This window comes from Flavobacterium sp. (assembly GCF_025352015.1).
In the GTDB taxonomy this organism is placed as follows: Bacteria; Bacteroidota; Bacteroidia; order Flavobacteriales; family Flavobacteriaceae; genus Flavobacterium.
On sequence record NZ_JANXUG010000041.1, the window covers coordinates 1 to 18906 of the forward strand.

The following is an 18906-nucleotide window of genomic DNA, read 5'->3' on the forward strand; positions in this document are numbered from 1 at the left end:
CATGTTAGTATTCTTTTAAATAAATCTTTAATGATAGTTACTCCGCTTCTATTCGTGGCTAAAGTAATTATTAAAGAGTAATTTTGATTAATTATTTAAAATCTTGAGATTTAAAATACAATTAAAAAAAATTAACAATCATAACTGTTCGATAAATAATTAATGTATTAAGTTTGTATGCTAATAAATCAAATACAATGAAATCAACATTTTACATTTTATTTTTAACCGTAATTTTTTTAAATATTTTTTCTGCTGTTGCACAAAATAATAAAATTCTTTTTGATGCTACTAAAGCCGAAATGGCAAGTAATGCCGACTGGGTGATTGATGCAGACATACACAACATTTTTTTTAGCAGTACCACTCATTTGCCATACGCTAGCAGTGGATCAGGACAGTCCAATCCTCAAAGGATTCCTACTCCTGCTCAATCAGGCATTACATCTTCTACTGCAGAAACCTATTGGGAAGGTTCTCTATCTGCAATGGCTGTTGATTGTGCTAAACGCGGTTACATTGTGGAAACATTACCTTTTAACGCACAAATTACTTATGGAAATTCTACAAATGTTCAGGATTTAAGTAATTACAAAGTTTTTGTTGTTGACGAACCGAACATGTCATTTAGTGTTAATGAAAAAGCAGCAATTGTAAATTTTGTTAAAAACGGTGGAGGATTAATGATGATTTCTGATCATACCATTTCCGATAGAAATTTTGATGGTGTAGATTCTCCTGTAATATGGAATGATTTAATGACCAATAACACAGTTCAAAGCAATCCTTTTGGAATTGCTTTCGATTTACAAAACTTTTCGGGAACCTACGCCAATATGGCTCCTTCTACTAATCCTTATTATAGCAGCATTTTAAATGGCCCTTTTGGTATGGTCAATCAAATAAAATTCACCAACGGAACATCAATGTCTTTAAATACTACCGCAAATAGTTCTGTTAGAGGTTTAGTTTACAAAACATCTGCAACTACTGCAACTACAAATGTTTTAATTGCTGCCGCTACTTATCAAGCAGGTAAAGTTTTTGCAATAGGGGATAGTTCTATTCCTGATGACGGAACAGGAGATCCGGGAGATACATTATACAATGGTTATACAGGTGATGCTGGCGGTAATCACCAACGATTATTAATGAACGGCATGATTTGGTTAATAACGACAACTTTATCAACAAATGATTTTGTATCGAATAGTAATCATTTTAGTATTGCACCAAATCCTACTCAAGACAAACAAATTCATTTCACCTTTTCACTTGAGGAAATTCAAAAAACTAAAGTTTCTTTACTTGATACACTCGGAAGAACTGTAAAAGAAGTAGTGTTTCAAAATGAATTAACTACGGGTATGAACTATCAAGCTATTGATGCCTCTGATTTACAAACTGGAATATACATTTGTAAATTTACTACACCAACCAATACAAAATCTTTACAAGTAATTGTAAAATAAAGAATAAAGTAATAATTAAAAATGGAGCTTAAAAGCTCCTTTTTTATGCGTTTTGCTGAACTTACAGTAGGATTGCTCAAAAACAAAAAAGCTTGAAATTATTTTATCACTTCTAATTATGAAATTAGTTTTTGCTTCTAACAATTTGAATAAGATAAAAGAAATGCAACTCTTGCTTCCGTCATCTATTCAAATTTTGAGTTTAGAATCTATTGGATGCAATGAAGAAATTCCTGAAACCGCAACTTCTATTGAAGGAAATGCCATTTTGAAAGCCAATTATGTTACTTCCAACTATGGTTACAATTGTTTTGCTGACGACACTGGATTAGAAGTTGAAGCTTTAAATGGTGAACCCGGTGTTTATTCGGCACGTTATGCAGGTGAAAATAGCACTGCTAATGAAAATATGCATAAATTATTGAGTAAACTTAAGTATGAAACCAACAGAAAAGCCAATTTTAAAACTGTAATTTGTTTAAATCTAAAAGGAAAACAGTATCTTTTTCCAGGCATTATCAATGGAAAAATTACAAAAGAAAAATTTGGAACCAATGGTTTTGGTTACGACCCAATTTTCGTTGCTGATAGTTTTGATAAAACTTTTGCCGAGCTAACTATAGAAGAAAAATCAAGCATTAGTCATCGTGGATTGTCAGTGAAACAATTGGTTGAGTTTTGCACTAATTTATAATTAGTTGCAGTAGGATTTCATTAACCAACAACTAAAAACCAGCAACTATCTAATTATCAGTAAATAACAAATTAGTTTTTATGGTATTTAAAGTTTATCTTTGCACCAAATTTTAAAATACAATATGAATAAATTTGAACAATTAGGTCTGAATGAATCGTTACTGCTGGCGATCAAAGATCTAGGATTTGAGAATCCGTCAGAAGTGCAACAAAAAGCGATTCCAGCACTATTGGAACAAAACACCGATTTAGTAGCTTTAGCACAAACAGGTACAGGGAAAACAGCAGCATTTGGTTTTCCGCTAATACAAAAAATTGATGCTGAAGACAGAAGCACGCAAGCATTAATTTTATCCCCAACGCGTGAGCTTTGTTTACAAATCACTAATGAGATTAAACAATACTCAAAATATGTAAAAGGTTTGAATACCGTTGCGGTTTATGGTGGTGCTAGCATTACAGAACAAGCCCGAGAAATTAAACGTGGAGCCCAAATTATTGTGGCAACACCAGGAAGAATGCAAGACATGATTAATCGTGGTTTGGTTAACATCAAAAACATAAATTTCTGTATTCTTGACGAAGCCGATGAGATGTTGAACATGGGATTCTATGAAGATATCGTTTCAATATTATCAGACACTCCAGACGAGAAAAACACTTGGTTATTTTCGGCAACTATGCCTGCAGAAGTAGCGCGCATAGCCAAAAAATTTATGAACAATCCTGCCGAAGTTACTGTGGGAAGTAAAAATTCAGGTACGGCTACCGTTTCTCATGAATTTTATTGTGTGAATGCACGAGATCGTTACGAAGCTTTGAAAAGATTGGCAGATGCTAATCCGGATATTTTCTCGGTAGTTTTTTGTAGAACCAAACGCGATACGCAAGCCGTTGCTGAAAAATTAATCGAAGATGGATACAATGCAGCAGCGTTGCATGGTGATTTATCGCAAGCACAACGTGATGGCGTTATGAAATCGTTTCGTGGTCGTCAAATTCAAATGCTTGTCGCCACAGATGTTGCCGCACGTGGCATAGACGTTGATAACATTACACATGTTGTAAACTATCAGTTACCCGATGAAATAGAAACTTATACGCACCGTTCTGGACGTACAGGTCGTGCTGGGAAACTAGGAACTTCTATCGTAATTATTACCAAAAGTGAATTGCGCAAGATTTCGTCTATCGAAAGAATTATTCAACAAAAATTTCAAGAAAAAACGATTCCATCTGGAATTGAAATCTGCGAAATCCAATTATTACATTTAGCCAATAAAATTAAAGATACCGAAGTTGACCATGAGATAGACAATTATCTCCCGGCAATCAATGAAGTTTTGGATGGTTTATCGAAAGAAGAATTAATTAAGAAAATGGTTTCGGTTGAATTTAACCGATTCATCAACTACTATAAAAAGAAACGTGATTTATCAGGCGAAAAAGGCAGTGAAAGAAGCGAACGTAGTTCTGAACCAAGAGAAATCAGAGCCGGAGATCCTGTTCGTTATTTCGTAAACATCGGTTCAAGAGATGATTTTGATTGGATGCAATTAAAAGATTTCTTGAAAGACACGCTTGATTTAGGTCGCGATGATGTCTTTAAAGTAGATGTAAAAGAAGGTTTTTCATTTTTTAATACCGATGGGGAACATGCAGAAAAAGTAATGTCAGTCCTTAACGGATTTGATATGAATGGAAGAAGAATCAACGTTGAAATCTCTAAAAATGATGGTGGAAGTCGTGAAAGACGTGACCATAACGGTCGAAGTGGCGGCGGATTTGGTGGCGGTAGAAGTTCAGGTGGTTTTAGAGGAGAACGTAGCGCAGGTGGAGACAGAAGAAATTCAGGTGGCGGAAGTTTTGGACCCAGAAAAGAAACTGGTTTTAAAAGCGATAGAAATGCTGCACCAAGAGAAAATACAGACAGACCAAGAAGAGAAAGTGGTTTTAATCGTGACAGCGCTCCAAGAAGAGAGCCAGGTTCAGCACAAAGAGAAGGCCTTGCTCCAAGACGATCAGAAGGCAGCGATAGACCAGCTGGACGTTCTTTTGATGACGCTAAAACGAGAAGACCAAGAAAAAGTTAACGCTTTTAAATTATAAAAACAAAAGTTCAAAATTCAATAATTTGGGATTTCATAAAAACTCTGATTTCTTAACAAAATCAGAGTTTTTTTATTTGTTCAATAACAGGAGTTATACGATTTATAATTTTTGGATTTTGTTAATTTTGTTCTAATTCTAAAGCCAAACTGCAAAATATCTTAAAAGAGTTTCATACTTTTAAACCGTTAAAAATGGCTATGAGATATTTCACGCTTTTCTATTTATTTATTTTTTATATTGGTGCATCGGCACAAAACAATTCAATAACTCAAAAAGTTAACGGAACCATTATCAACGACAATACTTTATTACTAATACCCAACGCAAATGTAATCAACATTAATAAAGTAAAAGGAGTTATAACTGATGTTAGAGGTTTTTTTGAATTAGAAGTTAGTGTAAATGACACCTTGCATATTTCGTTGTTAGGCTACCAATCATTGCGTGTGAGAGTGACTAATGACTGGCTCAAAAACGGCACTGCCAAAATACAACTGACCGAAAAAGCAATTGCTTTAGAAGAAGTAATTGTAAAAAAATATGACTTAACAGGCTACCTCGAAATTGATTCCAAATTGATTCCTGACAAAGATAATTTTCGTTACAGTATTTCAGGTTTATCGCAAGGATATGAAACAGGCGAAACCTCTCCGGGCGCATTCTCAAGAGTTTTAGGCTCAATTTTTAATCCATCAGATATGCTATATAATTTCTTTGGCAACAAATCCAGTGAGCTTAAGAAACTTAAGAAGATGAAAAAGGATGATACGGTTAGGCATCTCTTGGAATCTAAATTTGATAGGGAAACCTTGGGTGTATTGCTGGGTGTTGACAAAAAAGAAATAGCTGAAATTCTTACCCGTTGTAGTTATTCTGAAGAGTTTATCAAAACTGCAAACGATTTACAAATCATGGATGCTATTAGTGAGTGCTACGAGCAGTACAAGGTCTTGAAGAAGAAATAATCATTATTTCGTTGCATAATACCGTTCTTCAACTTGTTTAATATCCTTAATGGTGTTTTTAGCCCATTGAATGCGCTTTTCTAACAACTCTTCTTCCGTAAGTTGCCATTTGATGTTTGTTTGACGTAACCGCGTTGTGATGTCCTGAATAATAATTGCTGCCGAAACTGATATATTCAAACTTTCAGTAAAACCAACCATCGGAATTTTCAAGAAACCATCCGCTTGACTCATAACTTCTTCTGAAAGACCTTCTTTTTCGGTGCCAAAAAACAAAGCACTTTTATTAGTTATATCAAAATCTTGTAACAAACAGGAATCATTGTGAGGCGTGGTGGCAATAATTTGATAGCCTTTGTTTTTGAGGCTTTTCATGCAATGGGAAATAGTTGAAAATTTATTAATATCAACCCATTTTTGAGCACCCATAGCTATTTCTTTGTCAATGTTTTTACCAAAACGTTGCTCTATGATATTAATTTCCTGAATTCCAAAAACCTCACAACTGCGCATGACCGCACTCGTATTATGAAACTGAAAGAGATCTTCCACCACTATCGTAAAATGATTGGTTCTATTTGCCAATATGGTTTTAAAGCGTTCTTTGCGATTGTCGGTTATGAATTCTTCTAGGTAAGTAAGAAAATCGAGGTCAATCATGATATGAGTTTTGTCAAAAATAACAAAAATGTATAATTTTACTTTAAATTTATAAAATGAAAAAGAAACTAGTTGTTTTAACAGGAGCTGGAATTTCTGCGGAAAGCGGAATTAAAACCTTTCGCGATGCTGATGGATTATGGGAAGGTCATAATGTTATGGATGTTGCGTCGCCTGAAGGTTGGCAAAGGAACACAGCATTGGTTTTGGATTTTTATAACCAACGCCGCAGACAGTTACTTCAAGTAAAACCAAATCTTGGGCATACTACTTTGGCTGAACTCGAAAATGATTTTCATGTGCATATTATCACTCAAAATGTAGACAATTTGCATGAGCAGGCGGGTAGCATTAATGTTTTGCATTTGCATGGCGAGCTATTAAAAGTACGAAGCACTAAAAACGAAGATTATATTTTAGACTGGCAGTACGATTTAATCCTTGGAGATGCTGATGATGAAGGCAATCAGTTGCGCCCACATATTGTTTGGTTTGGTGAAATGGTTCCAGCTTTAGAAGAAGCAATAAGCATCATAGAACAAGCAGACTATGTAGCTGTTATTGGTACATCACTTCAGGTTTACCCGGCCGCAAGTTTGATGCATTATGCGAATCCAAAGACTAAAGTTTTTTACATCGATCCAAGACCGGCAAGCATTAATAATTTGCAAAATCCGCTGGAAGTTATTCCGATGAACGCTACTGAAGGAGTACCATTATTACGAGCGAAGTTGTTGAAAAGATAATAGAGGACAAAAAGACAAGAGACAGTCTGTTCTCTCTTCATCGATTATTATTTTCTATCTTCTATTCTCTATATTCTAAATAGGAATACCTAAATTTGCATCCTTCAACAACACAACCACTACATATGTCATTAACACCACTAAACGCCGTTTCACCCATTGACGGAAGATATAGAAGCAAAACCAAAACGCTTTCTAACTATTTCTCCGAAGAAGCACTAATCAAATACCGAGTTTTGGTGGAAGTTGAGTATTTCATTGCGCTATGTGAGGCCGATTTGCCGCAACTAAAAGGAGTTGATTCTGCTGTTTTTGGCAGCTTGCGTAATCTATATAAAAACTTTACAACCGAAGATGCTCATTGGATAAAAGACACCGAAAAAACGACCAATCACGATGTAAAGGCAGTTGAATATTTTATCAAGGAAAAGTTTGAAGGGTTAGGATTATCAACTTACAAAGAGTTTATTCATTTTGGTTTAACCTCACAAGACATCAATAATACCGCTATTCCGCTATCAACAAAGGAAGCGTTTCAGGAAGTATATTTAAAAGCATTAATCGGATTAGTCGCAAAACTAAAGGAATTGGCAATGGAATGGAAAGACATTCCGATGTTAGCTAGAACACACGGACAACCAGCGTCGCCAACACGGTTAGGGAAAGAGATTTTAGTTTTTGTAGAACGTCTGGAAGAACAAATGCGTTTGTTGTTTAACATTCCGTTTGCGGCTAAGTTTGGTGGAGCCACAGGGAATTTCAATGCGCACCATGTTGCATATCCAAATGTAGACTGGAAACAGTTTGGTACCACTTTCGTGGAAAACACTCTCGGTTTACAACATTCATTTCCAACGACTCAAATAGAACATTATGATCATTTTGCAGCATTTTTTGATGCGCTGAAAAGAATCAACAATATCGTCATCGATTTGGATAGAGATATCTGGACGTATGTTTCGATGGAATATTTTAAACAAAAAATTAAAGAGGGCGAAATAGGTTCCTCGGCGATGCCTCACAAAGTAAACCCAATTGATTTTGAAAACTCGGAAGGTAATTTGGGAATTGCCAATTCAATATTCGAGCATCTTTCAGCAAAATTGCCCATTTCAAGATTGCAACGTGATTTGACTGACAGCACAGTGTTGCGGAATATTGGAGTTCCAATCGGACATACCTTAATTGCTTTCGATGCAACATTAAATGGGTTGAACAAATTAGTCTTAAACGAATATAAATTTGCGGAGGATTTAGAGAAAAACTGGGCTGTAGTTGCCGAAGCTATTCAAACCATTTTACGTCGCGAAAGATATCCAAATCCGTATGAAGCATTGAAAAGTCTAACCAGAACCAATTCTGTCATCGATAAAAACGCAATTCATGATTTTATAAAATCATTAGATGTTACTGATGTAATCAAAGCTGAATTAATGCTGATTACGCCTAGTAATTATACTGGAATTTAGTTTACAAGTATTCCCCATGCTGCGTAATATCCAATCCTAACGCTTCTTTATCCTCACTAACTCGTAACGGCGTAATTTTATTAACAATGTAAAAAAGCGCATAGGATGCCACAAAAGGAAACACAGAAATACAAACTAAAGCTATTAATTGGTTTGTGAACAATTTAGTTTCTCCAAATAACAATCCTTAATCTACAACAGCTGCATTTATTGCTTTTGAAGCAAATACACCTGTCAGAATCATTCCTGTCATTCCCCAAACGCCGTGACAGGCAAAAACATCAAGCGCGTCATCAATTTTTCCTTTCGGGAATTGGCTGACGGTAAAATTACTAACCACGCTAGAAATGATTCCGATGGTTATAGCGTGAGCAATACTAACATAAACTGCAGCCGGAGTTATCGCAACCAAACCCAGGACAGCTCCTATGCAAGCTCCCATTGCAGAGAGTTTGTGCCCAAGTATTTTATCCATAAATACCCAAGCCATAGATGCCGATGCAGCCGCCATAGTTGTAGTTCCTAAAGCTTGTACAGCCAAACTATTTGCTCCCATAGCTGATCCCGCATTAAAACCGAACCATCCGAACCATAGCAATCCTGTACCCAATAAAACATACGTAATTCGAGCCGGATTTGCTTTCTGAACTTTTCTTTTTCCTAAAAAAATCGCTCCAGCCAATGCTGCCCAACCTGCACTCATGTGAACTACAGTTCCACCTGCAAAATCCAGAACGCCCAATTTAAATAAAATCCCATCGGGATGCCATGTGCAATGGGCGAGAGGTGCGTATACAAACAAAATGAATAAAACCATAAACAGCATATAGGCCCAAAACCGAATCCGTTCCACAAAAGCACCAGTAATAAGAGCTGGGGTAATAATCGCAAACTTAACCTGAAAAAGGGCAAATAAGAGTAAAGGAACTGTTGGTGCCAATGACCAAGAAGAAGTCACGCCTACATTATTAAAAAATAAATTTGGAATTGGATTTCCTATAAAACCACCTAAAGATGGACCAAAGCATAAACCATAGGCAACCACAACCCATAATACACTTACGATTACCATCGCCATAAAGCTTTGAAGCATGGTACTAATTACGTTTTTATTTCCGACCTTCCGCCATAAAAAAAACTAAACCTGGCGTCATTAAGAGTATTAATGCAGTGGCAACAATCATCCAGGCAGTGTCTCCCGTGTCAAATTTTGTAATTTCTGTTGGACTGGCTTGATTTTGAAAAATAACATTTGAGAAAAAGGTTAAAATCAAAATGGTGATGAGTATAACACTTAAAACAATTTTTCTGGGTTTCATTATTATTAAATTGAATTTTGTGTAAAAATATTAAATTTATGTGCACTAACTCTAAAAAATTAAATAAACAGAATGATTTTTATTTAATAATAGATTTTACCCCCCCATTTTATTTAAGGGTACTAATATACTTAATGATAATTTACTTACGACTGTACAAATAAAAAAGGCACAAGATTCAACTTATGCCTTCTCACTTTTGTCTAATGACTAATAATTATCTCGAATAATTCGGCGACTCTTTAGTAATGGTTACATTATGAGGATGACTTTCACCAATGCCACTTTGCGTAATCCTAACAAAACTCCCTGTTTCCTGAAGTGTTGGAATATCTTTGGCGCCACAGTAACCCATTCCAGCGCGAAGTCCGCCAACAAATTGCTGCATACTTTCGTTTAATTCGCCTTTGTAAGGAACGCGCCCCACAATTCCTTCGGGAACTAATTTTTTGATATCATCTTCCACATCCTGAAAGTAGCGGTCTTTCGAACCATCTTCCATGGCTTCAATAGAACCCATTCCGCGGTAGGATTTGAATTTTCTTCCTTCAAAGATTATCGTTTCTCCTGGAGATTCTTTTGTCCCAGCTAATAATGAACCTAACATTACACTATCGGCACCAGCCGCAATCGCTTTAGGAATATCTCCTGTATAACGAATTCCGCCATCGGCAATTACTGGAACTCCCGTTCCTTTTAAAGCTGCAGCGACTTCCAAAACCGCAGAAAATTGTGGAAATCCTACCCCAGCGACAACTCGTGTTGTACAAATCGAACCCGGTCCAATACCTACTTTCACAGCATCAGCGCCATTTTGAACTAAATAAAGTGCTGCTTCGGGAGTTGCAATATTTCCAACCACCACATCAAGATTTGGGAATTTAGCTTTTACTTCTTTTAAAACTGTAACAACCCCTTGCGTATGTCCGTGTGCTGTGTCAATAATTACGGCATCAACTCCTGCATTTACCAAAGCGGTTGCTCTTTCTAATGCATCAGCGGTAACGCCGATAGCCGCAGCCACACGCAAACGTCCGAATGTGTCCTTGTTCGCAATTGGTTTTTGGGTCAACTTGGTGATATCTCTAAAAGTGATTAATCCTATCAGTTTGAAGTTATCGTCAACAACCGGAAGTTTTTCAATTTTGTTTTTCTGTAAAATACCTTCGGCTTCCTGCAAAGTTGTTCCTTCTGCAGCGGTTACCAGGTTTTCAGAAGTCATAACTTCTATTATCGAACGGGAATTTATTTTTTCGAAACGTAAATCTCTGTTAGTGGCAATTCCCTTCAATATGCCGTTTTGATCCACGACTGGAATTCCACCAATACCATATTCCTTCATCGCCATTTTAGCATCGCCAACAGTTGCGGTTAAGGGCAACGTTACAGGATCGATAATCATTCCGGCTTCTGCACGCTTTACTTTTCTCACTTTTGCTGCCTGTTGTTCAATCGACATGTTTTTGTGCAATACGCCAATGCCGCCTTCCTGTGCCATGGCAATCGCCATTGAACTTTCGGTAACGGTATCCATTGCTGCAGAAACAATAGGAACATTCAAAGTAATATTTCTCGAAAACTTCGATTGGATGCTAACTTCGCGCGGCAAAACTTCGGAATAATTTGGGATGAGCAATACATCGTCGTAAGTAAGACCTTCTCCAACGATTTTAGTTGTGTGTGCTTTCATTGCAATTTGTAGTTTATGCTGAACTTGGTTCAGTGTTGTAGTTAAATTGCATGCAAATATAAGTAAAAAGTACGATGTACGAAGTTGGAAGTACGAAATATTGGGACAAAGAGAAAGTAAAAAATTGAGAAGTCAGTAAAACTAAATGCAAACTTCGTATTTCGTACCTTGTACTTCGTATTTTCACTAATGATAGGCAGTAAAGATTTTTGTTGCTTCATTGTATGCGCTTTCAAAACTCATTGGGCTCGTGTTGGTATCCGCTTTTTGCGTAGTGAAATAGGAGAGGAGTTTTTCGGTTGGCATATTACCAGTTAAATCATCTTTTGCCATGGGGCAGCCGCCAAAACCTTGAATGGCACCATCAAACCGAATACATCCAGCTTTGTAGGCAGCATCAATCTTTTCGTGCCATTTATCTGGAGTAGTATGCAGGTGCGCACCGAATTCGATTTGAGTATATTTTGAAATTAAATTGGAAAACAAGTATGTAATTACATCTGGAGTTGAACTTCCAACAGTATCAGAAAGCGAAAGGATTTTAACGCCCATATTCGCAAGTTTTTCTGTCCATTCGCCAACAATCTCTACATTCCACGGATCTCCATATGGATTCCCGAATCCCATAGAAATATAGGTTACGACTTCTTTGTTGGAAGCATCAGCAATGTCTAAAATTTCCTGAAGTGTGACTAAACTTTCGATTATCGTTTTATGTGTATTACGCATTTGAAAATTCTCTGAAATAGAAAACGGAAAACCTAAATATTGAATCTCTTTATGAATAGAAGCTATTTGAGCACCTTGTGTGTTGGCAATAATGGCTAATAATTTACTTTGCGTTTGCGATAAATCCAATTGAGCCAAAACTTCGGCTGTGTCTTGCATTTGCGGAATTGCTTTGTGTGATACAAAACTTCCGAAATCAATCGTATCAAATCCAACACGAAGCAAAGACTGAATATAATCGACTTTCTTTTGGGTAGGAATAAAATCTTTGATCCCTTGCATGGCATCACGTGGACATTCTATGATTTTTATTTTTGGATTCAAAGACTTAATTTATTGTAATGGTGCCAAGTTACAAAGAATTTTCAAGAATTTTTCTATTGATTTCTTTCACCAACTTCGGACCTTCATAAATAAACCCAGTGTACAATTGGACTAAACTTGCCCCAGCATTCAGTTTTTCTATGGCATCTTCTGCCGAATGAATTCCGCCAACACCAATGATTGGAAACGCTTTGTTGCTTTTTTCAAAGAGAAAACGAATGACTTCAGTGGAACGTTTTGCCAAAGGTTTTCCAGATAAACCGCCGGTTTGTAACTTATTTTCTGAAATTAAATTATCTTTTGAGATTGTCGTATTTGTTGCAATTACACCTGCGATTTTGGTTTCGTTAACAATATCGATAATGTCCAACAATTGTTCGTCGGTCAAATCGGGAGCGATTTTTAAAAGAATTGGTTTTGGTTTCGGCTTTGCCAAATTTTCATTCTGAAGGGTTTGCAACAGAGCAGTCAAGGGTTCTTTATCTTGTAAAGCTCTTAAATTTGGCGTGTTAGGAGAACTTACATTCACAACAAAGTAATTAACATAATCGAATAATGTTTCAAAACAAATAAGGTAATCTGAAGTTGCATTTTCGTTTTCGGTGATTTTGTTTTTTCCAATATTTCCGCCAATGAGAATACTTTTATTTTTCTTTAATCGGATAACTGCTTCATCAACTCCTGCGTTATTGAAGCCCATTCGGTTGATGATTGCACTATCTTTTTTCAGTCGAAACAAACGTTTTTTTGGGTTTCCATCTTGTGGTTTTGGTGTCAAAGTTCCAATTTCGATAAACCCGAAACCAAAGTTGGACAGTTCCTTGTAGCATTTAGCATCTTTATCAAATCCAGCTGCTAATCCAACAGGGTTTTTAAATTTTAATCCAAAAACTTCTCTTTCTAAACGAACATCTTTTACTTCATAAATCGATTTAAAAATGCTTGGAAAAAAAGGAATTTTGCAGATAAATTTGATAAAACTAAACGAAAAGTGATGCACTTCTTCGGGATCAAACCAAAATAAAATCGGGCGAATTAGTAGTTTGTACATGAGTTGTTGTGATGTGTCGCAAATGTAATCTTTAATTTGAAAATTTGGAAATTTGAAAATGATAGTAGAATAAAACTGTAAAGCTTTAAAAATAGCAACGCAATTGATTTTATAAAATGTTAATTTCGTAACAGATTGATAAAATTTAAATTAATGTTATTATTTTCATTTCCAAATTTCCAAATTTTAAAATTTTCAAATTACTTTAGCCAATCAATAGTTGCCCAATGATTACAGAACAACAATTTCAAAATGAGCTTACTATAATTATTCAAAATGGTATTCGTGAGGATATTGGCTCGGGTGATTACAGCTCATTGGCTTGTATTCCTGCAGATGCCCGAGGAAAAGCTAAACTTTTAGTAAAAGATACCGGAATAATAGCGGGAGTGGCATTTGCAAAAATGATTTTTGAAAAAGTTGATGCCACTTTGCAAATTGAAACCTTTATAAATGATGGAGCGGAAGTCAAGTATGGGGATATTGTTTTTAATGTTTCGGGAAGTTCTCAATCTATTTTGAAAGCCGAGCGATTGGTATTGAATTCGATGCAAAGAATGTCAGCAATTGCGACCAAAACCAATCAATATGTCAAGCTTTTAGAAGGCACCAAAACCAAGATATTAGATACTCGAAAAACTACTCCGGGATTCAGAGCCTGTGAAAAATGGGCGGTCAAAATTGGTGGTGGCGAAAATCATCGTTTTGCGTTGTACGATATGATTATGTTAAAAGATAATCATAATGATTTTGCCGTAGGAATTACCAATGCCATCAACAAAACCAAAGAATTTTTGAAAATCAATCACCTTGATTTAAAAATTATTGTTGAAGCCAGGAACCTTGACGAAATCAAAGAGATTTTAGAAAATGACGGCGTTTTCCGAGTTTTAATTGACAATTTTAATTTTGAAGATACACGTAAAGCCGTGACACTTATTGGCACTAAATGTTTAACAGAAAGCTCTGGAAATATAAACGAAAAAACGATTCGACAGTACGCAGAATGCGGCGTAGATTATATTTCATCTGGAGCTTTAACGCATTCTGTTCATAATATGGATTTAAGTTTAAAAGCATTTTAAATGACTGAACTACAGACCGAAAAAAAATTCATAAAATTTCCAATCATAAAGCAAATTGTGTTTTTATTGCAAAAAATAAAATTACCTTGGCTTCATGGGATGTCTTTGTATAATTTACTTGATTTATACTTTTATGGAATTATTGAAGGTGATATTTCGTACCGGGCAACAGCCATTGCTTTTAGCTTTTTTATGGCGTTGTTTCCGTTTGCTCTTTTTATTCTGAATCTCATTCCATATATCCCAATTCAAGGTTTTCAGGAAGATTTTCTCGGATTTGTTCAGCAAAGTGTTCCACCAACAACCTACGATGCTATTTATAAAATCATCAATGATATATTGCACAACAGTCACAGCGGATTACTTTCAACAGGTTTTGTGATGGCTATTTTTTTGATGACCAACGGTGTAAATGCCATACTTGGTGGATTTGAAAGTTCGCATCATATTCATGTTTCCTTAAAACGGAAATTTTTAAAACAATATCTTGTAGCATTGGTTTTATCCATTTTACTCTCTTTTTTATTACTAATTACAGTGTCAGCAATTATAATTTTTGAGGTTTTTATTCAAAAAACAAAAATTCAGGATGTTCTGTCAGATAAAATTCATTTGATAGAAATGGGAAGATATGGATTCGTAATCCTTATGATATTAATGGCAACTTCAATACTATTTCGGTTTGGAATAAAAGGCGCTAGAAAAAGATCTTTTATATCTATAGGTTCAGTGGTAACAACCAGTTTGATAATTATCTCGTCTTACTTTTTTGGAATTTGGGTATTAAAATTTTCAAAATACAACGAGCTTTATGGCTCAATAGGAACATTGCTCATAGTAATGTTTTATATTTGGATAAATTCAATGGTTTTGCTTTTAGGCTTTGATCTGAATGCTGCTATAAATCATATTAAACGTGAAAAACAAAAAGAATTAGATACTTTATGAACCTAAAAATACACCTTATTTTCGTTTTATTTTTTTTCCAAATGAGTTTTTCACAAACCGTTTTTGGGAAGTGGAAAACCATTGACGACGAGACGGGTAAAGAAAAAGGCATTGTTGATATTTTTGAACATAAAGGAAAAGTTTACGGAAAAATAATCGAAATTTTTGAAGCAGATAAAAAGCATCTTAAATGCGAAAAGTGCGAAGGCGAAGCTAAAAGTAAGCCCATTTTAGGAATGGTTATTATCAAAGGATTAAAAAACAAAGGTGATTTTTACGATGGAGGAAAAATTGTCGATCCAAAAAATGGGAAAAGTTACCATTGCAAAATCACATTAGAAGCAAAAGATAAACTTGTCGTTCGCGGGTACATTGGCATTCCGCTTTTTGGAAGATCGCAAACTTGGATAAGAATAAAATAACGATACAAAAAATGTTTTACTTCATTGAAGTTATTATTCCGCTTTCCTTATCTAAAACTTTCACTTACAAGGTTTCAAAATTAGAGTATGCTTTTATTAAAAAAGGAATGAGAATAGCAGTTCCTTTTGGTAAAAACAAAATTTATACTGCACTTGTAATCGATGTACATCAAAACAAACCAACATTATACGAAGCCAAAGAAATCCATCAAATCCTTGATGAAAAGCCTATTGTAAACGAATTTCAAATCAATCATTGGTTTTGGATTGCGTCTTATTATATGTGTAACATTGGCGATGTGTATCGTGGAGCTTTGCCATCAGCACTATTATTAGAAAGTGAAACAATAATTTCTCGACAATCAACCACTTTTGTTGATGAGAAAGAATTATCAGATGATGAGTTTCTCATTTTTGAAGCGTTACAAAGACAATCATCGCTGAATATTCAGAATATAATTGATATTTTGGATAAAAAAACCGTTTTGCCAGTTATTCAAAAACTGATTAGTAAAAATATCATTTCGCTTCAAGAGGAAATTCAAGAGGTATACAAACCCAAACTCATTAAGTATATTCGTTTAAACGAAGATTATCTATCAGAAAAAAAACTGTTGGAACTTTTGGACAGTTTGAAATCTGAAAAGAGAAAAAATTTGGTGCTTCAATATTTTCAATTACAAGGGCAAGAAAGGAAACCAATTTCGGTAAAACAATTAACAGAAACTGCAAATTCATCAGCAACTATTTTAAAAGCTTTGGTGGATAAACAAATATTTGAAGAATATTTCATTCAGGAAGACCGTGTGAATTTTGATAAAAATAAGATTGATAATGAATTGATTTTAAGTCAGCCACAACAACAAGCCTTTAATGAAATTGAAAAATCTTTTAAAGAAAAAGAAGTTTCACTTTTGCACGGAGTAACATCAAGCGGTAAAACCGAAATTTACACTAAACTTATTGAGAATTATTTAACTCAAGGAAAACAAGTGCTGTATCTACTGCCCGAAATAGCTTTGACAACGCAGTTGGTTTCTCGATTAACAAAATATTTTGGCAACAAAGTAGCCGTTTTTCATTCTAAATATAGTAATAACGAAAGAGTGGAAGTTTGGCAAAATGTTTTACAAAATTCTGAAGCATCGCAAATAGTAATAGGAGCGAGGTCGGCTTTGTTTTTACCGTTCGATAATTTAGGTTTGGTCATTGTTGATGAAGAGCACGAATCAACATTCAAACAACAAGATCCCGCTCCACGATATCATGCTCGAGATGCTGCAATAGTTTTGTCAAATGCGCATAAAGCAAAAGTTTTATTAGGCTCGGCTACTCCAAGTATTGAAACGTTTTTTAATGCAACTTCCGGGAAGTATGGTTTGATTACTTTAAAAGAACGATTTGGAAAAGTACAAATGCCCAAAATTGAGTTAGTAGATTTAAAAGATAGTTATTTTCGAAAAAAGATGAAAGGTCATTTCAGTTTAACTTTGATTGAATACATCACCGAAGCTTTTGCAAACGGAGAACAAGTTATTTTATTTCAAAATCGAAGAGGTTTCTCGCCTGTGTTGGAATGTTTCACTTGTGGTCATGTACCTCAATGTCCACAATGTGATGTGAGTTTGACATATCATAAATTTAAAAATCAATTACGATGTCATTATTGTGGTCATAATATGTCTAAACCAATAAATTGTCATGTTTGTTTGAGCGTTGATTTGGAAACCAAAGGTTTTGGAACCGAACAAATCGAATTGGAACTCGCAGAACTATTCCCAACAAAGAATATCAAGCGGATGGATCAAGATACTACCAGAGGTAAATATAGTTTTGAAAAAATCATCGATGGATTTAAAAATCGTGAAATTGATGTTTTAGTTGGAACTCAAATGCTGGCGAAAGGACTGGATTTTGATAATGTTTCTTTGGTAGGAATAATGAATGCGGATAATATGCTGTATCATCCCGATTTTCGCGCTTTTGAAAGAAGTTATCAAATGATGACTCAAGTTGCGGGTAGGGCGGGTCGCGCAGAAAAACGTGGTAATGTGATTATTCAGACCTATAATCCGATGCATACTATTATTCAGCAAGTCACAAACAATGATTACGACGCTATGTTTAAAGAACAATTACAAGAACGGAAAATGTATTTCTATCCACCATTCTATCGTTTAATTAAGTTAACCTTAAAACATCGAGATTTCGAAAAATTAAAAGAGGGTTCTTTGTGGTTGCATAAAGTTTTGCAACAAAACTTGTCAACTCCTGTTCTTGGTCCCGAAGAGCCTGCGATTAGCAGAATTAGAAACGAATATATTCGTACTTTGATGGTCAAGATTCAAGGGGATAAAGGATTGCTAAACACAAAAAAAACTATTCAGAAAGTACTGAATAGTTTTGAATTAGTTTCACAATACAGATCAATAAAAGTTACTGTAAATGTGGATTTTTATTAATTAAAAGTTAAGAAACAGCCAAAGCTTTAATCAAATCTTCTTTTTTATTTCGGCTCAAAGGAATCTTCGTAACTCCAATTTCAGCAAATTTACTATTAAAACGTTCTACCTTGTCAATATTAATAATATAGGATTTGTGAACTCTAATAAACTTTTCTTTTGATAAATCATTTTCAAATGATTTCATAGTTGAAAGAACAAGATTGCTGTCTTCTTCTGTCACTACTTTAACATAATCTCCGTAAGCTTCTATCCACTTAATTTTATTGGTATAAATTTTAAGTTTTTTAAGATTGCTTTTAATGAAAATATGATCACCTTCTTCTTCTTGATTTTCTTTTTTAAGCAAATGGAAATCCATTGCTCTTCTAACGGAGGCATTGAAACGATCAAGAGCTATCGGTTTTTGTAGGTAATCCGTAGCGTCATAATCAAATGCTTTCATAGCATATTCTGCCTTTGACGTAATAAAAATAATTTGAGGTTTTACTTTTAATCCATCAAGAAAATCAAAACCACTAATGACTGGCATTTCGATGTCAAGGAAAATTAAGTCAACGGTATGAACCGACATGCAATTTTTTGCTTCGATTGCATTAGAAAAATCTCCCACTAAATGTAGATTGGGATGATTATTTACTAACTTCGCGATAATCATCCTTTGGATTGAACTATCGTCAACAACAACACAATTTAGTTTCATAATATTTTTTTATTATAGATTTGGTGAGGTAAAAATAGATACTTTTTTTTAAT

The 18906-nt window shown here is 34.9% G+C and carries 15 protein-coding genes and 1 pseudogene; 10 read left to right on the top strand and 6 right to left on the bottom strand.

Features of this window, described 5'->3' with window-relative positions:
- Window positions 1–197: 197 nt before the first annotated feature.
- The 4 genes from Q0Q96_RS04305 (at window position 198) to Q0Q96_RS04320 (ending at window position 5245) form a co-directional block, all read left to right on the top strand.
- Window positions 198–1472 (top strand): T9SS type A sorting domain-containing protein, encoded by a 1275-nt coding sequence (locus tag Q0Q96_RS04305; RefSeq protein ID WP_293872001.1) that lies wholly within the window; start codon window positions 198–200, stop codon window positions 1470–1472.
- A gap of 118 nt (window positions 1473–1590) precedes the next feature.
- The gene (locus Q0Q96_RS04310) at window positions 1591–2166 is read left to right on the top strand and encodes a non-canonical purine NTP diphosphatase (protein ID WP_293872002.1); all 576 of its coding nucleotides are present in this window, start codon (window positions 1591–1593) and stop codon (window positions 2164–2166) included.
- Window positions 2167–2290: 124 nt separating this feature from the next.
- Complete coding sequence (locus Q0Q96_RS04315; protein WP_293872003.1) at window positions 2291–4261, top strand: DEAD/DEAH box helicase; 1971 nt, start codon at window positions 2291–2293, stop codon at window positions 4259–4261.
- 216 nt (window positions 4262–4477) lie between these two features.
- On the top strand, window positions 4478–5245 hold the full coding sequence (locus Q0Q96_RS04320) for a carboxypeptidase-like regulatory domain-containing protein (RefSeq protein WP_293872004.1): 768 nt from the start codon (window positions 4478–4480) through the stop codon (window positions 5243–5245).
- 3 nt (window positions 5246–5248) lie between these two features.
- On the opposite strand, the gene Q0Q96_RS04325 is transcribed toward Q0Q96_RS04320, so the two are convergent.
- Complete coding sequence (locus Q0Q96_RS04325) at window positions 5249–5905, bottom strand: RNA methyltransferase (RefSeq protein WP_293872005.1); 657 nt, start codon at window positions 5903–5905, stop codon at window positions 5249–5251.
- A 56-nt stretch (window positions 5906–5961) separates the two neighbouring features.
- Here Q0Q96_RS04325 and Q0Q96_RS04330 point away from each other — a divergent pair, with 56 nt between their 5' ends.
- On the top strand, window positions 5962–6651 hold the full coding sequence (locus Q0Q96_RS04330; protein WP_293872006.1) for an NAD-dependent deacylase: 690 nt from the start codon (window positions 5962–5964) through the stop codon (window positions 6649–6651).
- Between the two features lie 125 nt (window positions 6652–6776).
- Complete coding sequence (gene purB / locus Q0Q96_RS04335) at window positions 6777–8120, top strand: adenylosuccinate lyase (protein ID WP_293872007.1); 1344 nt, start codon at window positions 6777–6779, stop codon at window positions 8118–8120.
- A 1-nt stretch (window position 8121) separates the two neighbouring features.
- Here purB and Q0Q96_RS04340 read toward each other — a convergent pair.
- The 4 genes and pseudogenes from Q0Q96_RS04340 to Q0Q96_RS04360 all read right to left on the bottom strand — a co-directional run bounded on the left by Q0Q96_RS04340 (window position 8122) and on the right by Q0Q96_RS04360 (window position 13233).
- Window positions 8122–9439 (bottom strand): annotated as a pseudogene (locus Q0Q96_RS04340) (ammonium transporter).
- Window positions 9440–9656: 217 nt separating this feature from the next.
- The gene (guaB, locus tag Q0Q96_RS04350; protein WP_293872009.1) at window positions 9657–11129 is read right to left on the bottom strand and encodes an IMP dehydrogenase; all 1473 of its coding nucleotides are present in this window, start codon (window positions 11127–11129) and stop codon (window positions 9657–9659) included.
- 186 nt (window positions 11130–11315) lie between these two features.
- Entirely contained in the window at window positions 11316–12182 is an 867-nt protein-coding gene (locus tag Q0Q96_RS04355; protein WP_293872010.1) for a hydroxymethylglutaryl-CoA lyase, read from the bottom strand.
- A 28-nt stretch (window positions 12183–12210) separates the two neighbouring features.
- Entirely contained in the window at window positions 12211–13233 is a 1023-nt protein-coding gene (locus tag Q0Q96_RS04360; RefSeq protein ID WP_293872011.1) for a quinone-dependent dihydroorotate dehydrogenase, read from the bottom strand.
- Window positions 13234–13460: 227 nt separating this feature from the next.
- On the opposite strand from Q0Q96_RS04360, the gene nadC reads away from it, so the two are divergent.
- The 4 genes from nadC to priA are packed head-to-tail and all read left to right on the top strand — an operon-like array spanning window position 13461 to window position 18150.
- Window positions 13461–14318: a carboxylating nicotinate-nucleotide diphosphorylase gene (gene nadC, locus Q0Q96_RS04365; protein WP_293872012.1), complete on the top strand. Its 858-nt coding sequence runs from the start codon at window positions 13461–13463 to the stop codon at window positions 14316–14318.
- Window positions 14319–15266 carry a YihY/virulence factor BrkB family protein gene (locus Q0Q96_RS04370; RefSeq protein WP_293872013.1) on the top strand — a complete coding sequence of 316 codons (948 nt, stop codon included), beginning with the start codon at window positions 14319–14321 and terminating at the stop codon, window positions 15264–15266.
- 41 nt (window positions 15267–15307) lie between these two features.
- A complete protein-coding gene (locus Q0Q96_RS04375) occupies window positions 15308–15688 on the top strand; it encodes a DUF2147 domain-containing protein (protein ID WP_293872014.1) in 381 nt (126 codons plus the stop codon).
- Window positions 15689–15699: 11 nt separating this feature from the next.
- Window positions 15700–18150, top strand: a complete 2451-nt coding sequence (priA, locus tag Q0Q96_RS04380) for a primosomal protein N' (RefSeq protein WP_293872015.1) — start codon at window positions 15700–15702, stop codon at window positions 18148–18150.
- A gap of 7 nt (window positions 18151–18157) precedes the next feature.
- On the opposite strand, the gene Q0Q96_RS04385 is transcribed toward priA, so the two are convergent.
- On the bottom strand, window positions 18158–18853 hold the full coding sequence (locus Q0Q96_RS04385) for a LytTR family DNA-binding domain-containing protein (RefSeq protein WP_293872016.1): 696 nt from the start codon (window positions 18851–18853) through the stop codon (window positions 18158–18160).
- Between the last annotated feature and the right edge of the window lie 53 nt (window positions 18854–18906).